Raw genomic sequence first — 17,204 nt, 5'->3', positions numbered from 1 at the left:
TAAAAGTGGACTATTCAATCAAGATAGGCGGTGAGGCAGGACAGGGTATCCAGACCATTGGAGATACACTCGCAAAGGTATTTTCACGTTCGGGATACAATGTCTTAACCAGCCAGGATTATGAATCAAGAATACGGGGAGGTCACAATTTCTACCAGATAAGGATTTCAAACACCCCGGTCACTGCTATCAGCGAAAATGTTCATATACTCATTGCTCTCGATAGAGCAAGTATAGAACAGCATGCTTTTGAAGTCGTAGATAATGGCCAGATCATTAATGATTCATCTGCTATAGGAGAAGTAAAAAGAGAAGGAAAGGGATTTTATCTTGATGTCCCATTCACAAAGCTTGCTATTGAGCACGGTAGCAGCAAGATTATGGCAAATACTGTTGCAACCGGCGCTGTCCTTGGAATGCTTAAGATGGAACTCGATATCCTTAATGCGATCATAAAAGATACTTTCAAAAAGAAAGGTGAGGGGGTCATTAATGCAAATATTAAATCAGCACAAGCAGGATATGACTATGCAGTGAAAAACTGTCTCCATTGTTCTCTTATACCAGCACCTTTATCAGGGAAGAAGATGCTTATAAATGGTATTGAAGCTATAGGACTCGGTGCGATTGCATCTGGATGCAAATTTTATTCTGCATATCCTATGACACCTTCTACAGGAATAATGAATTATCTTGCAGGAAAAGAGAAAGAGTATGGGATTATTGTTGAACAGGCTGAGGATGAGATCGCAGCTATCAATATGGCCATAGGTGCATCATTCGCAGGCGTAAGAGCAATGACCGGAACTGCTGGTGGAGGATTTGCTCTCATGGTAGAAGGGCTATCTCTGGCTGGGATGACTGAGACCCCTGTTGTTATTGCACTCGGGCAAAGACCAGCTCCAGCTACAGGTCTTCCAACGAGAACAGAGCAGTCTGATTTACTTTTCACAATCCACGCTGCACATGGGGAATTTCCCCGTGTTATTTTTGCCCCTGGAACACCTGAACAGGCATTTTATCTTACTAATAAAGCATTCGATATGGCTGAGAAATATCAGATTCCTGCCTTTATATTGTTTGACCAATATCTGGCTGATTCTGGATGGACTTTCGATGCTTTTGATATGAGCAGAATTTTTTATAAAGACTATAGACTCAGAGAAGAAGAATTGAAAAATTTTAACAACTACAAAAGGCATGCCTTTACAGAAACAGGGGTGTCGCCTCTCGGAGTTCCTGGAGTTTCTAAATCATTAATAGTCACAGACAGCGATGAGCATGATGAGGATGGTCATATTATAGAAGATGCAGAGAAGCGAATAAAGATGGTGCAGAAAAGGCTTTTCAATAAACTGCCTCATATAAGAAAAGATATTAGTCCTCCTGTGCTTTATGGTGACAGTAAGCCCCGCCTGATTATTGCAGGATGGGGCTCTACATTTGGAGTCATGAAAGAGGTGGTCGATATTCTTTCGAAAAATAAAGAGATAGCGATGCTTCATTTTAGTGAAATTTATCCTTTCCCTGCAACAGTATTTGATTATTTGACTTTGCTGAAGAATGCAGAGATGACCGTTTGTATTGAACAGAATGCAACTCGACAATTTGCACGTCTTATGAAAGCAGAGATGGGCTATGAATTCAAGGCACATATTAATAAATATGACGGAAGGCCATTTACTGTTGAAGGACTTTTAAGAGAGTTAGATGTCAGTATTAGAAGATTATAAAGGTCAGATACCTGCATGGTGTCCGGGATGTGGCAACTTCGGCATCCTCAAAGCATTTAAAGAGGCAATGGTCGAGCTTGGACTTGAGCCTCATCAATTTACGATTGTATCAGGGATCGGACAGGCAGGGAAATTCCCGCACTATCTGAAATGTAATACTTTCAACGGACTTCATGGAAGGACATTGCCGGTTGCTACGGGAATGAGGCTTGCAAATCATGAAATGCTTGTCATAGCAGTAGCAGGAGACGGAGACTGTTACGGTGAGGGTGGGAACCACTTTATACATGCGATGAGAAGAAACATAAACGTTAAACTCTTTGTGCACGATAACCAGATCTACGGGCTTACAAAAGGTCAGGCATCCCCTACAAGTCTGGAAGGAATGATAACTAAAAATCAGCCTTTCGGGGTCTTTTCTGAACAGTTGAATCCTATAGCAATTGCGGTTGCAAATGACTGCAGTTTTATAGCAAGAAGTTTTGCAGGTGATACTCTGCATTTAAAAGAAATCATAAAAGAGGCAATTAAACACAAAGGTTTTTCCCTTGTAGATATTCTCCAACCATGTGTGACATTCAATAAAATTAATACATATGAATGGTATAACCAAAGGATATATAAAATAGAGCCTGAATACAACCCTGAAAACAGAATAGAAGCTTTTAAAAAGGCTCTTGAATGGGGAGAACATATCCCTATAGGTATAATCTATAAAAACCGCCGTCCGATTTTAGAGGAAAGAATACCTATCATTAAAGACAATCCATTAGTCAAACAGCCAGTTGATCTGTCAGTGTTAGATAATATAATGAAGGAATTCTTTTAAAATATTTATCAAACTATTATTAACCCGAAGAAGGTATTTTATTAACCAGGACTTCTCATAGTTTAAAACTCTTTTTACAAGGGAGGCAGAACAGGGAAAATACCTTTAAACACAAAGAGTTGTAATATAGATTATGTCATTGAAAGTAAAAAGATTAATAAAAATAATCTCTCTCGTTCTTCTCGTCCTTACTATCTGTTTTGTTACCCTTGCCTATCTTAAATATCAGGATTTTAAAAAAGCCCTCATTTCAAAAATGGAAGATGAAGCTACTTCATTTATGGGTCAGAAAGTTGACATTGGTGATATGTCCTTCAGCCTTACAGGCATAGACATATATAATATTTCAGTGAAAAACCCTGTGGGTTTCAGCTCAGGGGAACTTCTCAGGATAAAAAAGCTCCATTTGAATATGAAATACAGGGAGCTTTTTAATAAAAAATTCTATCTTAAAAGAATCTTAGTCTACTCCCCTGAACTCACTCTTGTAAAGGACAAGGAAGGAAGGCTTAATATTTCTGAAAAGCTGAGAAATTTTTTCAAGAGAAAACCAACAATTATTTATCAGATAGACAACCTCGAATTGAAATCAGGTTCGTTTGATTTCAATAAAGTATTCAGGACAGAAAAAATCAATATACACATAAAAAATCTTTCCTCAAATGCAGGAGTAAAAACCTCAATAAAAGGCAGTTCATCATTTGTCGAAGATAATAAGATAAGTTTTGAAGGATGGGCATATCTGAAAGATGAACCAAAAAGATTGAATATTTCTGTTTTATCTAAAGATATAAACCTATTGCTGTTCAAACAAATTTTTAACAAATATGGAATAAATACCGAAAATACAAAAACCAGTTTTTACTTGAATGCATGGGGTGATACCACAAAAGGATTGAATATCAAATCTGATATAAGTATTAAAAAAGCAGGGTTTGCTTTCTTTAAAAGAGACACTAAGGAAATCCTGCTGAACATGCGTGCTTTCCTTAACATGCCGGAAAAACTGCTCTCAATTGAAGATTGCTCAATCAGCTCAAATCATATTGCTACTACTACATTGAAAGGTGAAATAAAAAGGATGGAAAATGACTTCGTCTTTACCATATGGCCGAAAATAAACAAGCTTGACCTATCAAAATTCAATTTTATGAAGAATGTGCAGTTAAACGGAATCATTACATCTGAGAATCTTCTAATTCATGGAAGCATTAAAAAGCATTTTCCTGAAATATCCGGGACAGTTAACCTCAGGGATGGTGTCTTTAAGTCAAAAAATGCAGATATCGATGCAATCAATGCTAAGCTCATATTTTTGCCTGGAAAAAATATAAGCGCCAGAGCAGAGACTATAGTTAGAATATCCAGGTTGAAAGGATATCAGTTTAATACAACTGCAAATGCAAATTTTATGTTTAAAGCAAAAGAAGATCTGAAGGATATAGTTCTTATATCTTATATTAATCTATCGCCTGTTGAAATAGATATTGAAAAAGAAAATAAAGTTCAGATGGAGAGTCTTACGTTGGATGTAAAAGGGAATTTTAAAGAAAAGAAATTTTCATTAGAAGGCCTGGCTGATATAAGAAATGTACAGTACAGGAAATATAAAATACCCCAACTACATACAGGATTTATTATTAAGAATAGCGGTGAAGATATTGCTTTGAAGAATTTAAATATTGATGGGAAAGATTTCAAATTAACATCTGAGCTTGTGACTGTAAATTTCCCGGAAAAAGGAAAGAAGGTCGAAGCAACAATAAAAACAGAAAAATTAAATGCTTACTATCCAGTAAAAAAAGCAGAAATCAGGGATACATCTCTTTATCTGGATATCAGGAGAATAAGCAATTTGATTAAAGGAACTTCTAATTTTTCAATAGGTGGCCTTTGGTTTAATGGTATTCATACCGCTTCAATAAGAGGTGGAGGGAAATTTAATAACGAGATCTTTTCTCTTGAAATCTCGAAGGCTGAAGTTTTGCATGGAAATGTGAGACTAAAGGCAGATGGACGGATATCTAAAAGTCTTTATCCATTAAAGATTGAATTATATACAGAAGATATTGACCTGGGCAAAATGTCAGAAGAGACCATGAAGATTATAGACTTACCTTACAGGGTGTCAGGAAACCTTAAGAGATTAATATTTGATGGAATATTAGAAAATGCTGGGGTCTTAGAAGGTAGGGCAAAAATGGAGGCAGAAAAAATTGAAGTGTTTGATAAAAAAACTAAAAGCATACTAAAAGATATCTCGATGACAGGTGATGGTGAGTTTAAAGGAGAAGATATAAGTTTTATTATCAAGGCCTCTGAAGGAAGAATATCAGCAGACATATCTGGATCAGTAAAAAATTTTTTTAAAAAAGACAGATTATTTGAGATGAAAATAACCCATCCAGAGATAAAATTAACAGACGTCAGAGAGACTTTATGGGAAGTATTCCCTGACAGTTTTCTTTATGCTGAACTTGGTGGAAGTTTTTCATCTGTTTTTTCTATTAAATATACAGCATCTTCATTACAAGTGGATGGAAAATTAAAATTAAATAACATTGTTTTAGAAGGAGAAAACAGGGAATATTATGTTGGTCCTGTAAACGGTATTATTCCGATTGGATATAAAAAACCACGTGTAAAAGCTGTTAAGGATATGCCATTGTTCGAACGTTCAGAATTTAACAATCTTAAAAAATATTTTTCTCGTGGGATTGATGACTCTGCATATAGTAAAATAACAATTGGTTCTTTGATATATGGGTTTAAATTGTTAGATAACCTCACTCTATGGGTGAAGCAGGAGGGCAATATTTTCAATGTTGAACGATTCAGTGCCGATGTTTTTGGTGGGAAAATGTATGGTACTGCTGTTTTTGATATCTCAAATGGTTATAATTATAAAGTAGGTTCAATTTTAAAAGGTCTCAGACTTTCAACATTATGCGAGGAAATAAAACCGATTCGCGGTTACCTGTCAGGAATGCTTGATGGCTTTATACATCTGAAAGGGACGAATGGAGGGATATCGACAATACTCGGCAAGACAGATTTCTGGACATACAGTGCTAAAGGAGAATCGACAAAACTTAGCAGAGAATTCTTAAAAAAGGTTGGTGGACAGTCTATAAAAACCTATCTCGGGGACAGAGATTTTGATAAAGGGTTTATGAATCTTTATGTGCAGAATGGATTTCTGATATTTCATGAATTAGAAATCTCTAATAAAAACTTTTTCGGTTTTACCGATCTTTTGATAAAGGTTGCTCCTTTTAATAACAGGATAGCAATAGATGATCTTATGTGGACAATAACAGAGGCAGCGAATAGAGCAAAAAAAGAGAAAGATTAATATTTTATTAAAGGAGGTTTTAACTATGAAAACAAGGACTAAATATCTACTGGTGGCACTGATTTTTATAATAACATCATGTGTTGCGATAACAGTTAATATTTACTTCCCTGAAAAAGATGTTCAGGAGGCATACAAAAATCTTGAAAAAGAGCTGATGAAAACAGATCAGGAAGAAAATATCGGAAAGCCAGAGGAGAAACCACAAAGTTCGATTCGTTTTGAATTTATTGCAACTGCTAATGCACAGGAGTCCGGACTTGCAGATAAAGTATCAGAGATTGTTAAGAAAATGCCGGATGTAGTTAATGCATATAATGAAATGGGGAAAAGGCTTCCGGAGATTGATAGACTCAGGGACAGCGGAGTTGTTGGTGAGGGGAATAATGGATTACTAATAGAAAGAGAGGGCAAATTGAGCCCTCAAGACAAAAAGCTTGTTAATATGGAGAATGAAAATAGGAAGACAGTTATGAATGGAATGGCAAAGGCAATTATCAGGGTTAACAGGGATAGAGAAAATGAAGAGACTATGAAAAAGGCCATGCCTTTAGCTGTCGAGCAATTTGCTGCACTTAGACGTGACAAGGCAAAAAAAGGATGGTGGATACAGGATGCAAATGGCAATTGGGATAAAAAATAGTCTTAAAAGAATCTATTCAAAATCCTTAATAGTTATTTTCAAATTTAGTGATTAGATGAGAAAGTTCTTATTTAAGTTGTCGTTGCGAGCCCCGAACGCTTTCAGGGCGTGGCAATCTCAATGCTAAAGATTGGGTTGCTTCTACTGAATCAAGTCCGAGGTTGCAATGAGGTGTATATGTTATATGGGTAAAAGTATTCATAAAACCATTATTTATAGGTAAACTAAGGTATCGAAAAATAAATTTTTTCACACATCTGCATTATTAGAATTTCATTTAGTTTATCATCATGACCTCTGAGGATTAGATATCCTCAGCACAGGCCATTCCATAATTATCAATTATCATAAAATAAAAAAATAGCATTAATTGTAAAATATTATAATAAAAATTAAAGTAATTATATAAATTTCCTTAAAGGAGACATAAATGGCAAATGAAGATCTGTCTCAGTTAAAGATTGATAAATCTGCTGTAACCTACCGTCCGAAAAGACATAAGAAGTTAATATATTGGATGGCAGGGTTCATTCTAATTGCTGTTATTATAACCCTTTACCTAACAGGTTTCTTGACACCTTCTGTTGATGTTGAAGTTACAAATGTAACACAACTTTATCCTTCACAAACATTTACAGTTTTGAATGCCAGTGGATATGTTGTTGCTCAACGTAAAGCAGCAGTTGCATCAAAAGTGACAGGTCGTCTGGTGTCAATCTCTGTAGAAGAAGGAAGTAGAGTCAGAACAGGTGAAATTATTGCTCAACTCGAAAACGAAGATGTGTTTGCTTCTAAGCGACAGGCAGAAGCTAATATGAAAGTAGCACATCATAATCTTGAACAGGCAAAAGCTGAGCTTACTGATGCCAGTCTATATTTCAATAGAATCAAAAATCTTTTGGAGCAGGATTTTGTTTCAAGGTCAGAGTATGATGCAGCAGAAGCCCGTTACAAGAAGGCGCTTGCATTGGTTGAAGCTTCAGAAGCTTCAGTAAAGGCAGCTACAGCAGCTCTTGAGGTAGCCAGGGTATCACTTGATTATACCTTTATTAGAGCACCTTTCGATGCCGTTGTTCTAACAAAAAATGCAGATATTGGAGATATTGTCAGCCCTTTCAGTGCGGCTGCGAATGCAAAGGCTGCTGTGGTGACAATAGCTGACATGAATTCACTTCAGGTAGAAGTTGACGTATCAGAGTCAAATATTCAGAACGTAAAAATTGGACAGCCCTGTGAGATTCAACTTGATGCTCTGCCTGATTCACGTTTCAGGGGAAAAGTGCATATGATAGTGCCCACTGCTGACCGCACAAAAGCAACTGTGCTTGTGAAAGTTAGTTTTATTGACAGAGATAAACGTATTTTGCCAGAAATGAGCGCTAAGGTGGCTTTTCTATCCAGAGAAGTCAAGTTAGAAGAACAGAAACCTTTTACAGCTATTAATAAAGATGCTGTCATAACAATAAATGGTAAGAGTTATGTGTATCTTGTCATTGAAGATAGAGTTAAGAAGACCTCTATAAATATTGGATCGAAGTATGATGAAATGACAGAAATTTTGAATGGAGTTAAGGCAGGTGACAGGGTTGTGCTGAGACCACTGAATAAAATGAGGGACGGTTTAAGGATAAAGATAAAAGAAGAGTAATGACTAACAGAAATATAATTCTTGAGATAAAAAATGTCTTCAAGTCATATCGCAGAGGGAATCAGATTCTACAGGTATTAAATGATATATCACTTGATATTGAAGAGGGTGAATTCCTTGCTTTGATGGGGCCTTCGGGTTCAGGCAAGACAACGCTTTTAAATCTTATTGCAGGGATCGATAAGGTTGACAGCGGAATAATAAAGATCAAAGGAATTGATATTACTCAACTTACTGAGACCGAACTTGCAACATGGCGATCATCAAATGTAGGTTTCATATTCCAGTTCTATAATCTGATCCCGGTGCTTACCGCTTTTGAAAATGTTGAGTTGCCTTTGCTCTTAACAGGTCTTTCAAAAAAGGAACGCCGGATACATGTAGAAACTGCTCTTAATATAGTTAATCTTGCAGACAGGATGGAACATTATCCCGGACAATTGTCAGGAGGTCAGCAGCAGAGGGTTGCTATTGCTCGTGCCATTGTAACAGATCCTATAATACTCGTTGCTGATGAACCAACCGGAGACCTTGACAGGATTTCTGCAAATGATGTTCTCGAGCTCATGGAACGCCTTGTTCATGAACTTGGGAAAACCATTATCATGGTTACACATGATCCAAGGGCAGCTAAAAAAGCACATATAATAATGCATCTTGATAAAGGTGTTTTAAATGCAAGTTTTCAAGTTAATTTTTAAAAATGCATTCCGTCACAAGCTACGCACTCTGCTGACTATAATGGGAGTCGCTATCGCTATACTTGCATTCGGACTTCTGAGAACAGTAATCGACACTTGGTATTTAGGTGTAAAAACAGCATCAGCAAGTCGTCTTGTAACGAGAAATGCTGTATCATTGGTTTTTCCTCTGCCGCTTTCATATAAGGAGAAAATAAGACAGATTGAAGGGGTAAAAAGAGTTTCTTATGGCACATGGTTCGGAGGTATTTATATAGATGAGAAACATTTTTTTGCAAACTATGCAGTTGAACCTAAAACATATCTTGAAATGTTCCCTGAGATTATATTGCCTGCTGATCAGAAGGAGAATCTTTTCAGGGACAGAAAAGCAGCAGTTGCCGGCCGTAAATTAGCAGAACGATATGGTTGGAAGATTGGAGATACTATAACTCTTAAAGGATCTATTTTCCCGGGAAACTGGGATTTTGTATTAAGAGGCATTTATAAGGGAAGAGATCAAAATGTGGATGAAACAGCCTTTTTCTTCCATTGGGAATATCTGAATGAATCACTTAAAAAAGCCAAAAGGTTATGGGCAGACCAGGTAGGATGGTATATGATTGAGATTAAAAATCCAAATCTTGCTGCTGAAGTTTCTTTAAAGGTAGATAGTACTTTTAAAAACTCTATTGCAGAAACACTTACTGAAACAGAAAAGGCATTTACTTTAAGTTTTATTTCAATGACAGAGGCAATTGTAATGGCTATACAGTTAGTATCATTTGTTATTATTTTTATCATTCTGGCTGTTGTTGCAAATACGATGATAATGACCGCACGTGAGCGAATAGGTGAATATGCAATTTTCAAGACTCTTGGCTTTGGTGGTTTGCATATTTCTGGCCTTATATTCGGGGAATCTCTGTTTATCACAATGCTCGGTGCAGTGTTCGGAATTATTCTAACTTTTCCTGCAGCAAAGATTTTCAGTAAACAATTGAGTGCTTACTTCCCTGTGTTTAATATTGAAAGGGAAACTATTTATATGGATATAATCGCTGCATTCTTCGTCGGTTCTATTGCTGCAATCTTTCCTACCTGGAGAGCGATCAATATAAAGATAGCCGATGGATTGAGAAGGATAGGATAGAATTTAAAGATGACAAAAAGATAAAGTGAAAATACCTTTTATATATAATTTACGTAACCTGTGGACACGGAGGCTTACAACTGCTTTGACTGCCTCTGGAATGGCTTTAGTTGTATTTGTTTTTTCAGCAGTTTTAATGCTTGCAGAGGGTCTTCAGAAGACTTTAATAGAGACAGGTTCATATGATAATGTTGTGGTAATAAGAAAGGCAGCAGGTTCGGAAGTGCAAAGTGGAGTAGATCGGTTGCAGGCATCAATAATCGAGATGCAGCCAGAAATTGCTATTGGTAAAGATGGGAAACGGATGGTTGCTAAAGAACTGGTAGTTCTGATTGTGCTTCCCAAAAGAGGAACAGACAAACCCTCAAATGTTGTAATACGCGGAGTAGAGGAGCAATCCATGGTTCTTCGTCCTCAGGTAAAGCTAATAGAGGGAAGGATGCCAAGACCTGGCTCATCAGAGATTATTGCAGGCTTAAGCATAGCAAGACGGTTTCACGGGGGCGGAATAGGAGAAACCATCCGTTTTGCCATGAGGGATTGGACAGTAGTTGGAATTTTTGATGCAGGAAATACAAGCTTTAATTCAGAAATATGGGGGGACGTTATTCAGTTTATGCAGTCTTTCAGAAGGCCTGCTTATTCGTCGATGATATTTAGATTGCACGAACCTTCAAAATTCTGTGAAGTTAAATCACGGATTGAGAATAATCCACGACTTACAGTTGAGGCTATGCGTGAACCAGAATACTACAGAAAACAGTCAGAGATGATGGCAAAATTTCTACGCATCCTTGGACTGACACTTACTATCATATTTTCTCTTGGTGCAATAATTGGAGCAATGATTACCATGTATTCTGCAGTTGCCAATCGTGTTTTTGAAATAGGCACGCTACGAGCACTTGGTTTTCAGCGAAGAAATATATTAATAGCCTTTCTCCTTGAATCACTATTTCTTGGTTTTATTGGCGGCATCACAGGACTATTCTTTGCTTCTTTTCTCCAACTTTTTACTGTGTCAACATTGAACTTTCAGACCTTTTCTGAAATTGCTTTCTCTTTTTCTCTCACAATTGAGATTATCTATCAGGCAATTATTTTCTCTCTCTTTATGGGGTTTGTTGGTGGTTTGTTACCAGCAGTCAGAGCTTCTCGTATGAATATTGTCGAAGCATTGAGGGCAAGATAAAAGTATCTCCAATTCGAAGTATTGTTTTATTTTTAGAAATGTTTTAAATTAAAATAAATCCAGTAGCAAACAAATTTTATAAGAAAGGGCCAGTAATAGTTAAGATAAAGATAACTGGCAAGGGGAGAAAATGAAACGTTTTACAATAATATCAATTATGATGTTAATACTTTTGTTTCAAAGCAAAGATCGAGGTATTTTCGCTGATCAATCAACTGAAAGTATAAAAGATAAATCTTCATTATCGGGGAAGGTAATTGAAACAATGGATAGTGGCAGATACACTTATGTATGTCTTGAGAAAAACAATAAAAAAACATGGGTGGCAGTTTATAAAATGAAAGTAGTTTTAGGAGAAGATATATCTTTCAAGCCCGGGATCGAGATGGTAAATTTTAGGAGTAAAACCCTCAATCGTACTTTTGACAGGATATATTTTTCTGAAGGCCCAATAAGCAATGAATGAAATTTCCGAAAAATGGGGCGGGGTGATACATTTAGAAGTTTATTATGTAGATATATCAATTAATAAACCGGTGTCTTGTTATGGAGGATGCTGTTGCCTCCATATACAATAAGTTTATTCAATTATTCCCACAGGAAAAGAGGTTTTGGGAAGATCTCTATAAAGATGAAAAAATGTATACTTCCTTTTTAATCTAAGTTGCTGATAGCGGAGGATTCGATGAAATTAACACAAAAGATTTAGGATTTTCAATCCCTTTTGGATTGCTTCCTGTAACTCTCCTCCCTTAAACTTGCTATAATTTTGCTGAGTACAAATGAAATTCTATAGGCAATGGGTAAATTGTATGTTGTCTAAAAACATAGAGAGAGCTTAAAATGAATTTTTTAATGCTGTAAATAAAGATGATGCTTTAGAGAAGAAAACAACCATGATTAACTTGGCCGAGTCCGAGCGCAAAGTCGTTAAGTACATGACAGCAAAAGAAATCTTGGCAAATAAGGAGAAGATTTAACATGGAATTTAATGAGGAAATTAAAAGACATCCAATGTGGATGAAGATTCAAGCATTCATAGAGAAGCGAGGTATGATGATCGATGAGGTTCAAGGGCTTTTGTATATCGTGTCGATGATGGCTGGTTTTTTGATTTCCCGTTTTATCAAAGAAAAAGCAAATCTTCCTGTGATACATCCCGAGGAAATAAAAGATGATGAAAGTCGTATGGAAAAGCTTGGCAGGATCTTGGATTACGAATGTCGTCAACGCCATATCGAGTTTCAAGATGTATTGTCTGAGTTGGTTTTTCCCATGGCAGAAAATAATGCTATTATAGATCCGATTCTCCAGAAAATATACGGTATGCTCGATTCTCTAGTCATATCCGACAATTTCCGCGAAGGTGTCGAAAAAGAGATCGAAAATACTGATTTTTGGGGTGACAGCCTTACGCACTATGCAGAACGGAAAGAGGACTATTTTGAAGGTGTTAAGGAACTCTTTCTCTTTACCCTTGCTACTGCACGCCCAAGCGTCGCTAAAGATTTAGAAACAACAAACCATGATAAAGAACTTGAAGAAATCAGAAAAAAATATGGGATTGAACCTGATGATTTTTTGAAACTCAGAAGACGGGCAATAGAATTTTTTAAAATTGCATTTGCCACTTATCTCGAGATTGTATTCCGCCCCTTAAGGAAAGAGGTAGATGAAAAGTTTTGATATTCGTGGATCATAAAAAAACTCCTCATGGACAGATATTTTAATTTTTCGAATTATTCTGCAGTTGAGCCCCTGCTCTAACATAATTTATATACAGAAAAACTATACTTCATATCATAAAAATATAAATTATCTATTTTAAATAGATATAAATTTTATGTTAAACATATAAAAAAGTTATTTAAAGGAGGTTAAGATGTCAAAGGATTATACAAAAATGTGGAGCGATCTGGAGATTAATCTGGAAGCGCACGACGGATCTTATTGTCGTTGAAACAACCTGTGATGTGAGGAATCTCGTCGTTTAAGAAAAAATGCCACGCACCTTTCAGGTGCTCACAATGACACATATAACAAGGTATTACGTTGTTTATCACTGGATTTAGGTAATAATTTTCTGTAACGTGATAAATTTATGAAAATTGTTCAACTCAAATTGTTTGTCCTTGTATTCAAAAATAGAAGTTTTTCTAAAGCGTCAGAAGAATATGGACTAACACAACCAACCATAAGTGATCATATTAAAAAATTAGAAAAAGAATTAGGATGTAATCTCTTTGATAGGTTAGGGAGAAGTATCATTCCAACAAAAGAAGCTGAACAGCTTTATCCTCATGCATTAGACATCATTCAAAAAACAGCAAATATGCAAAACTTAAAGTTGCAGGGTTTTTTGGGTCTACCGATGCTGTTAAGCAGGCAGTAAAAGAAGGTCTTGGATTTTCTTTCCTTCCAAAAATTGTTGTTACCGATGAACTGGAACATAAAATGCTCAAAGAAATAAAAATACCTGAAGTCGCAATAAGAAATAAATTTTATTTAGCTATATATAAAGAAAGTCATATCCCAAAAACATATAAAACTTTTTTAGAGCATATTATTTCTATATACAAAAATACTAATTTATATATTCCGTGAAGGGCATAGGTCGTAAAGGACGCATTCTTTATGATTCGGTTTTTTTGCCTGGCAGATTTTTCTTCCGTGAAAGATAAGAAGGTGAGAAAGATTTCCCCAGTCATCCTTTGGTGTAATAAGCATCAGGTCATTCTCTATCTTAACCGGGTCATTGCTCTTTGTAAGGCCAAGCCTCTGTGAAAGTCTTTTGACATGTGTATCCACAGCAATTCCTTCATGAATACCATATGCATTTGAAAGGATGATGTTTGCAGTTTTGCGTGCAACTCCGGGAAGTGTTATCAGTTCTTCCATTGTCTTCGGAACTTTTCCGTTAAATTTCTCGATAATCATCTTTGCAGCAGCCTGTATATTTTTTGCTTTGTTCCTGTAGAAATTGACCGAACTTATGTCTTTCTGAAAAGTTTCGAGCGAAGTATTTGCATAATCATCCACTTTTTTATATTTCCTGAAAAGTTTTTCAGTCACTTTATTTACAAGAACATCTGTTGCCTGTGCCGACAGTATCGTCGCAACAAGGAGTTCGAACGGCGTCCGGAAAGCGAGAGCAGTTTTGGGTTCCGGATAAGACTTTTTCAGCCGATTTAAAATCTCAATTATCTTTTCTTCAGGATTCATATTTTCATTAATCCAGAAAATGCAATTGAATAATGCAGATGTTGAGAGAAAATTTATTTTTCGATACCTTAGTGTACCTTTTAAAGAAATTTTCGAGCAATGTCTGCATTATTCGGGTTAACCTTTTATAAAATAATCCATTAACCTGTAACCTTCCTCAAAAACGAGAATCCCGTCTCTTTGAGATATAGATTCATCGAAAGACACATTCTTATTCGTTCTTTTAACCCGACTATCAAAAATAACAAAGGGCACTGGTTCGTCAGTATGGGTTTTAACTGCTATTGGGGTAGCGTGATCAGGCAAAAGCAATATTTTGTATTCAGTAAAAGATTTTAATCCCCTCAATACATTACCTACAACGAATTTGTCAAAATCCTCTATTGCTTTAATCTTATCCTTAATATTGCCAGAATGTCCTGCCTCATCAGGTGCTTCTACATGAATGTAAGCAATGTCAACCTTTTGAAGTGCTTTGATTGATGACTCTGCCTTACCTGAATAATTTGTATCCAGATATCCGGTAATTTCTGGTACATTGAGAATCTCAAATCCTGCACTTATACCAATACCTTTGATAAGGTCGACAGCAGATACGAGAGAGCCATTCAATCCATATTTTTCAATGAAAGTTGGAAGGATTTTTCTTTTGCCCTGTCCCCATAGCCATATACCATTGGCAGGCTTTTCACCTTTTCTTATACGGTTTCTGTTAATAGGATGTCCTCCAAGTATGGCACTCGCCTTTAACATTATTTCTCTTAAGAACTCTTCGTGGTCTCCAACTGGAAGATAATCTGCAATATTTTTACCAGTAATGTCATGTGGAGGGGTACATTCAATATTCACTGCGCCTGAAGACCATACCATAATATGTCGGTAGCTGACACCGGCATAAAAGCTGATCTTTTCAGAGCCTAATTTTTCATTGATTTCTTGGATAAGTTCTTTTGCTTCTGCTGTGGGAATATGGCCGCTGCTATAATCTTCCATTACAGCTTTTGTTTTATCTTTATTGTACTTAAGTGTAACTAAATTACATCTGTATGCTACATCATTTTCTTTAAGTTTAACACCCATACTAAGTGCTTCTAAAGGTGCTCTGCCTGAATAGAATTCTTCAGGATTATATCCGAGGATATTAAGATTAGCAACATCAGAGCCCGGATGAAATCCATGAGGTATAGTTTTTATCCTGCCAATGAAACCTTCCCTTGCAAGTTTGTCCATATTAGGAGTCCTTGCTTTTTGCAGAGGGGTTTTACCCTTAAGTTCTTTAAGCGGTCTGTCAGCCATCCCATCACCAATAATAATTATGTATTTCATATGATACCTTCTATTGCTTTTTCTACAGTGCCTAAATCAGCTTTGACCTTAATTGGTTCCCTGGCTACCTTAAATACTGTATCAGGGTCCTTAAGGCCATTTCCTGTTAATGTGCATACAACAATAGCGCCGGGTTTGAAGTAATTTTCTTTGTGTAATTTTATCACACCTGCAAGAGAGGCTGCTGATGCAGGCTCACAGAAAATTCCCTCTGCATAAGCAATTAATTTATATGCATTCAATATTTCATCGTCAGTTACTGAGTCAATTCTTCCTCCCGATTCATCCCGTGCTGCTACAGCACCTTGCCAGCTTGCAGGATTACCAATTCTTATTGCTGTTGCAACAGTTTCGGGTTTTTCAACCGGCTTGCCGAGGACAATAGGTGCAGCTCCTGCTGCCTGGAAACCAAGCATAACTGGAAGCGACGAAATTCTTTTAGCTTTATAATATTCATTATAACCTTTCCAGTATGCTGTGATATTCCCTGCATTACCAACTGGCAGGGAATGATATTCTGGAACAAAACCAAGTTGATCACATACCTCAAATGCAGCAGATTTCTGACCTTCAATTCTGAATGGATTAATGGAATTTACCAGTGTTATAGGATGTTTTTCCACAAGTGACTTGACTATATTTAAGGCCACATCAAAATTTCCATCGACCTGAAGGACGTGAGCACCGTGAACGATTGCCTGCACAAGTTTTCCGAGCGCAATTTTACCTTCTGGTATCAGGACGATAGCTCTGATATTTGCCCTTGCAGCATATGCGGCAGCAGAAGCCGAAGTATTTCCTGTCGAGGCGCATATTACAGCGCTGACTTTATTCTCCATAGCTTTAGAAATTGCGAGAGTCATGCCCCTGTCCTTAAAAGACCCTGTAGGATTTGCACCATCAAATTTGAAATACAGTTCAATATCGAGGTCGAGTTTTTTCTTGATGTTCTGACTTTTAATAAGAGGAGTATTTCCTTCTCTGAGGCTTACAATTGGTGTATTATCTGTAACTGGAAGAAATTCACGATACTCTTCAATAATACCTCTCCATGAAATACTACTACTATTACTTTCTCCTAATTCCATAAAATCTCCGAATTTAATTTAAAGTATTTCCCAGCTCAAGCGATATAAGGGTTCTGTCATCTTATCGGTTGATTTGGGTATTAAATTTATTCTATTACATCGCCTTCTGCGAGTTCGACAATAATTCCTTGATCTTTCAGTGATTGAATACCCTTATTAAGATTTTCTTCTGAACCATCAAGTTCAAGAACCATTTCGCCAACAGTTTCTGTGACTCTTGCCCGCCGTATATTCGGCATGATGTCATATTTTTTCGCCATGGTAAAAATAACAGGTTCTTTAATAAGATGCTGAGGAAAAGTCAACTTAACCCTTTGTTTCATTATTCCTCCTGA

The 17,204-nt window shown here is 36.5% G+C and carries 16 protein-coding genes; 12 read left to right on the top strand and 4 right to left on the bottom strand.

Annotation, left to right across the window (positions count from 1 at the left end; all coding sequences use genetic code 11):
* Nucleotides 1-5 precede the first annotated feature (5 nt).
* From HXY53_05230 to HXY53_05175, 12 genes are all read left to right on the top strand, one after another.
* Complete coding sequence (locus HXY53_05230; protein NWF75963.1) at nt 6-1,733, top strand: 2-oxoacid:acceptor oxidoreductase subunit alpha; 1,728 nt, start codon at nt 6-8, stop codon at nt 1,731-1,733.
* Nucleotides 1,711-2,562, top strand: coding sequence for a 2-oxoacid:ferredoxin oxidoreductase subunit beta (locus HXY53_05225; protein ID NWF75962.1), 852 nt, complete (start codon nt 1,711-1,713; stop codon nt 2,560-2,562). Before HXY53_05230 ends, HXY53_05225 begins: the two co-directional genes overlap by 23 nt.
* 133 nt (nt 2,563-2,695) lie before the next feature.
* Nucleotides 2,696-5,917: an AsmA family protein gene (locus HXY53_05220; protein NWF75961.1), complete on the top strand. Its 3,222-nt coding sequence runs from the start codon at nt 2,696-2,698 to the stop codon at nt 5,915-5,917.
* Between the two features lie 25 nt (nt 5,918-5,942).
* Nucleotides 5,943-6,560: a DUF1318 domain-containing protein gene (locus HXY53_05215; GenBank protein NWF75960.1), complete on the top strand. Its 618-nt coding sequence runs from the start codon at nt 5,943-5,945 to the stop codon at nt 6,558-6,560.
* Between the two features lie 430 nt (nt 6,561-6,990).
* Nucleotides 6,991-8,208, top strand: a complete 1,218-nt coding sequence (locus HXY53_05210; protein ID NWF75959.1) for an efflux RND transporter periplasmic adaptor subunit — start codon at nt 6,991-6,993, stop codon at nt 8,206-8,208.
* A complete protein-coding gene (locus HXY53_05205) occupies nt 8,208-8,909 on the top strand; it encodes an ABC transporter ATP-binding protein (GenBank protein NWF75958.1) in 702 nt (233 codons plus the stop codon). Before HXY53_05210 ends, HXY53_05205 begins: the two co-directional genes overlap by 1 nt.
* Nucleotides 8,884-10,041 carry an FtsX-like permease family protein gene (locus HXY53_05200; protein ID NWF75957.1) on the top strand — a complete coding sequence of 386 codons (1,158 nt, stop codon included), beginning with the start codon at nt 8,884-8,886 and terminating at the stop codon, nt 10,039-10,041. Before HXY53_05205 ends, HXY53_05200 begins: the two co-directional genes overlap by 26 nt.
* 25 nt (nt 10,042-10,066) lie before the next feature.
* Nucleotides 10,067-11,233, top strand: coding sequence for an ABC transporter permease (locus HXY53_05195; GenBank protein NWF75956.1), 1,167 nt, complete (start codon nt 10,067-10,069; stop codon nt 11,231-11,233).
* A gap of 130 nt (nt 11,234-11,363) precedes the next feature.
* The gene (locus HXY53_05190) at nt 11,364-11,699 is read left to right on the top strand and encodes a hypothetical protein (GenBank protein ID NWF75955.1); all 336 of its coding nucleotides are present in this window, start codon (nt 11,364-11,366) and stop codon (nt 11,697-11,699) included.
* A gap of 515 nt (nt 11,700-12,214) precedes the next feature.
* Nucleotides 12,215-12,919: a hypothetical protein gene (locus tag HXY53_05185; GenBank protein ID NWF75954.1), complete on the top strand. Its 705-nt coding sequence runs from the start codon at nt 12,215-12,217 to the stop codon at nt 12,917-12,919.
* 415 nt (nt 12,920-13,334) lie between these two features.
* On the top strand, nt 13,335-13,625 hold the full coding sequence (locus HXY53_05180; GenBank protein NWF75953.1) for a LysR family transcriptional regulator: 291 nt from the start codon (nt 13,335-13,337) through the stop codon (nt 13,623-13,625).
* Complete coding sequence (locus HXY53_05175) at nt 13,538-13,837, top strand: hypothetical protein (GenBank protein NWF75952.1); 300 nt, start codon at nt 13,538-13,540, stop codon at nt 13,835-13,837. Before HXY53_05180 ends, HXY53_05175 begins: the two co-directional genes overlap by 88 nt.
* On the opposite strand, the gene nth is transcribed toward HXY53_05175, so the two are convergent.
* The 4 genes from nth to HXY53_05155 form a co-directional block, all read right to left on the bottom strand.
* A complete protein-coding gene (gene nth / locus HXY53_05170) occupies nt 13,823-14,455 on the bottom strand; it encodes an endonuclease III (GenBank protein ID NWF75951.1) in 633 nt (210 codons plus the stop codon). The genes HXY53_05175 and nth overlap by 15 nt on opposite strands.
* A gap of 117 nt (nt 14,456-14,572) precedes the next feature.
* Nucleotides 14,573-15,781 (bottom strand): cofactor-independent phosphoglycerate mutase, encoded by a 1,209-nt coding sequence (locus HXY53_05165; GenBank protein NWF75950.1) that lies wholly within the window; start codon nt 15,779-15,781, stop codon nt 14,573-14,575.
* Complete coding sequence (locus HXY53_05160; protein ID NWF75949.1) at nt 15,778-16,869, bottom strand: threonine synthase; 1,092 nt, start codon at nt 16,867-16,869, stop codon at nt 15,778-15,780. Before HXY53_05160 ends, HXY53_05165 begins: the two co-directional genes overlap by 4 nt.
* Before the next feature lie 86 nt (nt 16,870-16,955).
* Complete coding sequence (locus tag HXY53_05155) at nt 16,956-17,192, bottom strand: NIL domain-containing protein (GenBank protein ID NWF75948.1); 237 nt, start codon at nt 17,190-17,192, stop codon at nt 16,956-16,958.
* Nucleotides 17,193-17,204 lie beyond the last annotated feature (12 nt).

The organism is Nitrospirota bacterium, assembly GCA_013388455.1.
Classification (GTDB): domain Bacteria; phylum Nitrospirota; class Thermodesulfovibrionia; order Thermodesulfovibrionales; family SM23-35; genus JACAFF01.
The sequence above is the reverse complement of the archived record's forward strand: the minus strand, read 5'-3'. Positions and strand labels throughout refer to the sequence as shown.

What these genes read in the sequence shown, in the direction of transcription:
- HXY53_05225 (NWF75962.1), top strand. Translation starts at nt 1,711, where the DNA reads ATGTCAGTATTAGAAGATTATAAAGGTCAGATACCTGCATGGTGTCCG.
- HXY53_05220 (NWF75961.1), top strand. Translation starts at nt 2,696, where the DNA reads ATGTCATTGAAAGTAAAAAGATTAATAAAAATAATCTCTCTCGTTCTT.
- HXY53_05215 (NWF75960.1), top strand. Translation starts at nt 5,943, where the DNA reads ATGAAAACAAGGACTAAATATCTACTGGTGGCACTGATTTTTATAATA.
- HXY53_05210 (NWF75959.1), top strand. Translation starts at nt 6,991, where the DNA reads ATGGCAAATGAAGATCTGTCTCAGTTAAAGATTGATAAATCTGCTGTA.
- HXY53_05205 (NWF75958.1), top strand. Translation starts at nt 8,208, where the DNA reads ATGACTAACAGAAATATAATTCTTGAGATAAAAAATGTCTTCAAGTCA.
- HXY53_05200 (NWF75957.1), top strand. Translation starts at nt 8,884, where the DNA reads ATGCAAGTTTTCAAGTTAATTTTTAAAAATGCATTCCGTCACAAGCTA.
- HXY53_05190 (NWF75955.1), top strand. Translation starts at nt 11,364, where the DNA reads ATGAAACGTTTTACAATAATATCAATTATGATGTTAATACTTTTGTTT.
- HXY53_05185 (NWF75954.1), top strand. Translation starts at nt 12,215, where the DNA reads ATGGAATTTAATGAGGAAATTAAAAGACATCCAATGTGGATGAAGATT.
- HXY53_05180 (NWF75953.1), top strand. Translation starts at nt 13,335, where the DNA reads ATGAAAATTGTTCAACTCAAATTGTTTGTCCTTGTATTCAAAAATAGA.
- nth (NWF75951.1), bottom strand. Translation starts at nt 14,455, where the DNA reads ATGAATCCTGAAGAAAAGATAATTGAGATTTTAAATCGGCTGAAAAAG.
- HXY53_05165 (NWF75950.1), bottom strand. Translation starts at nt 15,781, where the DNA reads ATGAAATACATAATTATTATTGGTGATGGGATGGCTGACAGACCGCTT.
- HXY53_05160 (NWF75949.1), bottom strand. Translation starts at nt 16,869, where the DNA reads ATGGAATTAGGAGAAAGTAATAGTAGTAGTATTTCATGGAGAGGTATT.
- HXY53_05155 (NWF75948.1), bottom strand. Translation starts at nt 17,192, where the DNA reads ATGAAACAAAGGGTTAAGTTGACTTTTCCTCAGCATCTTATTAAAGAA.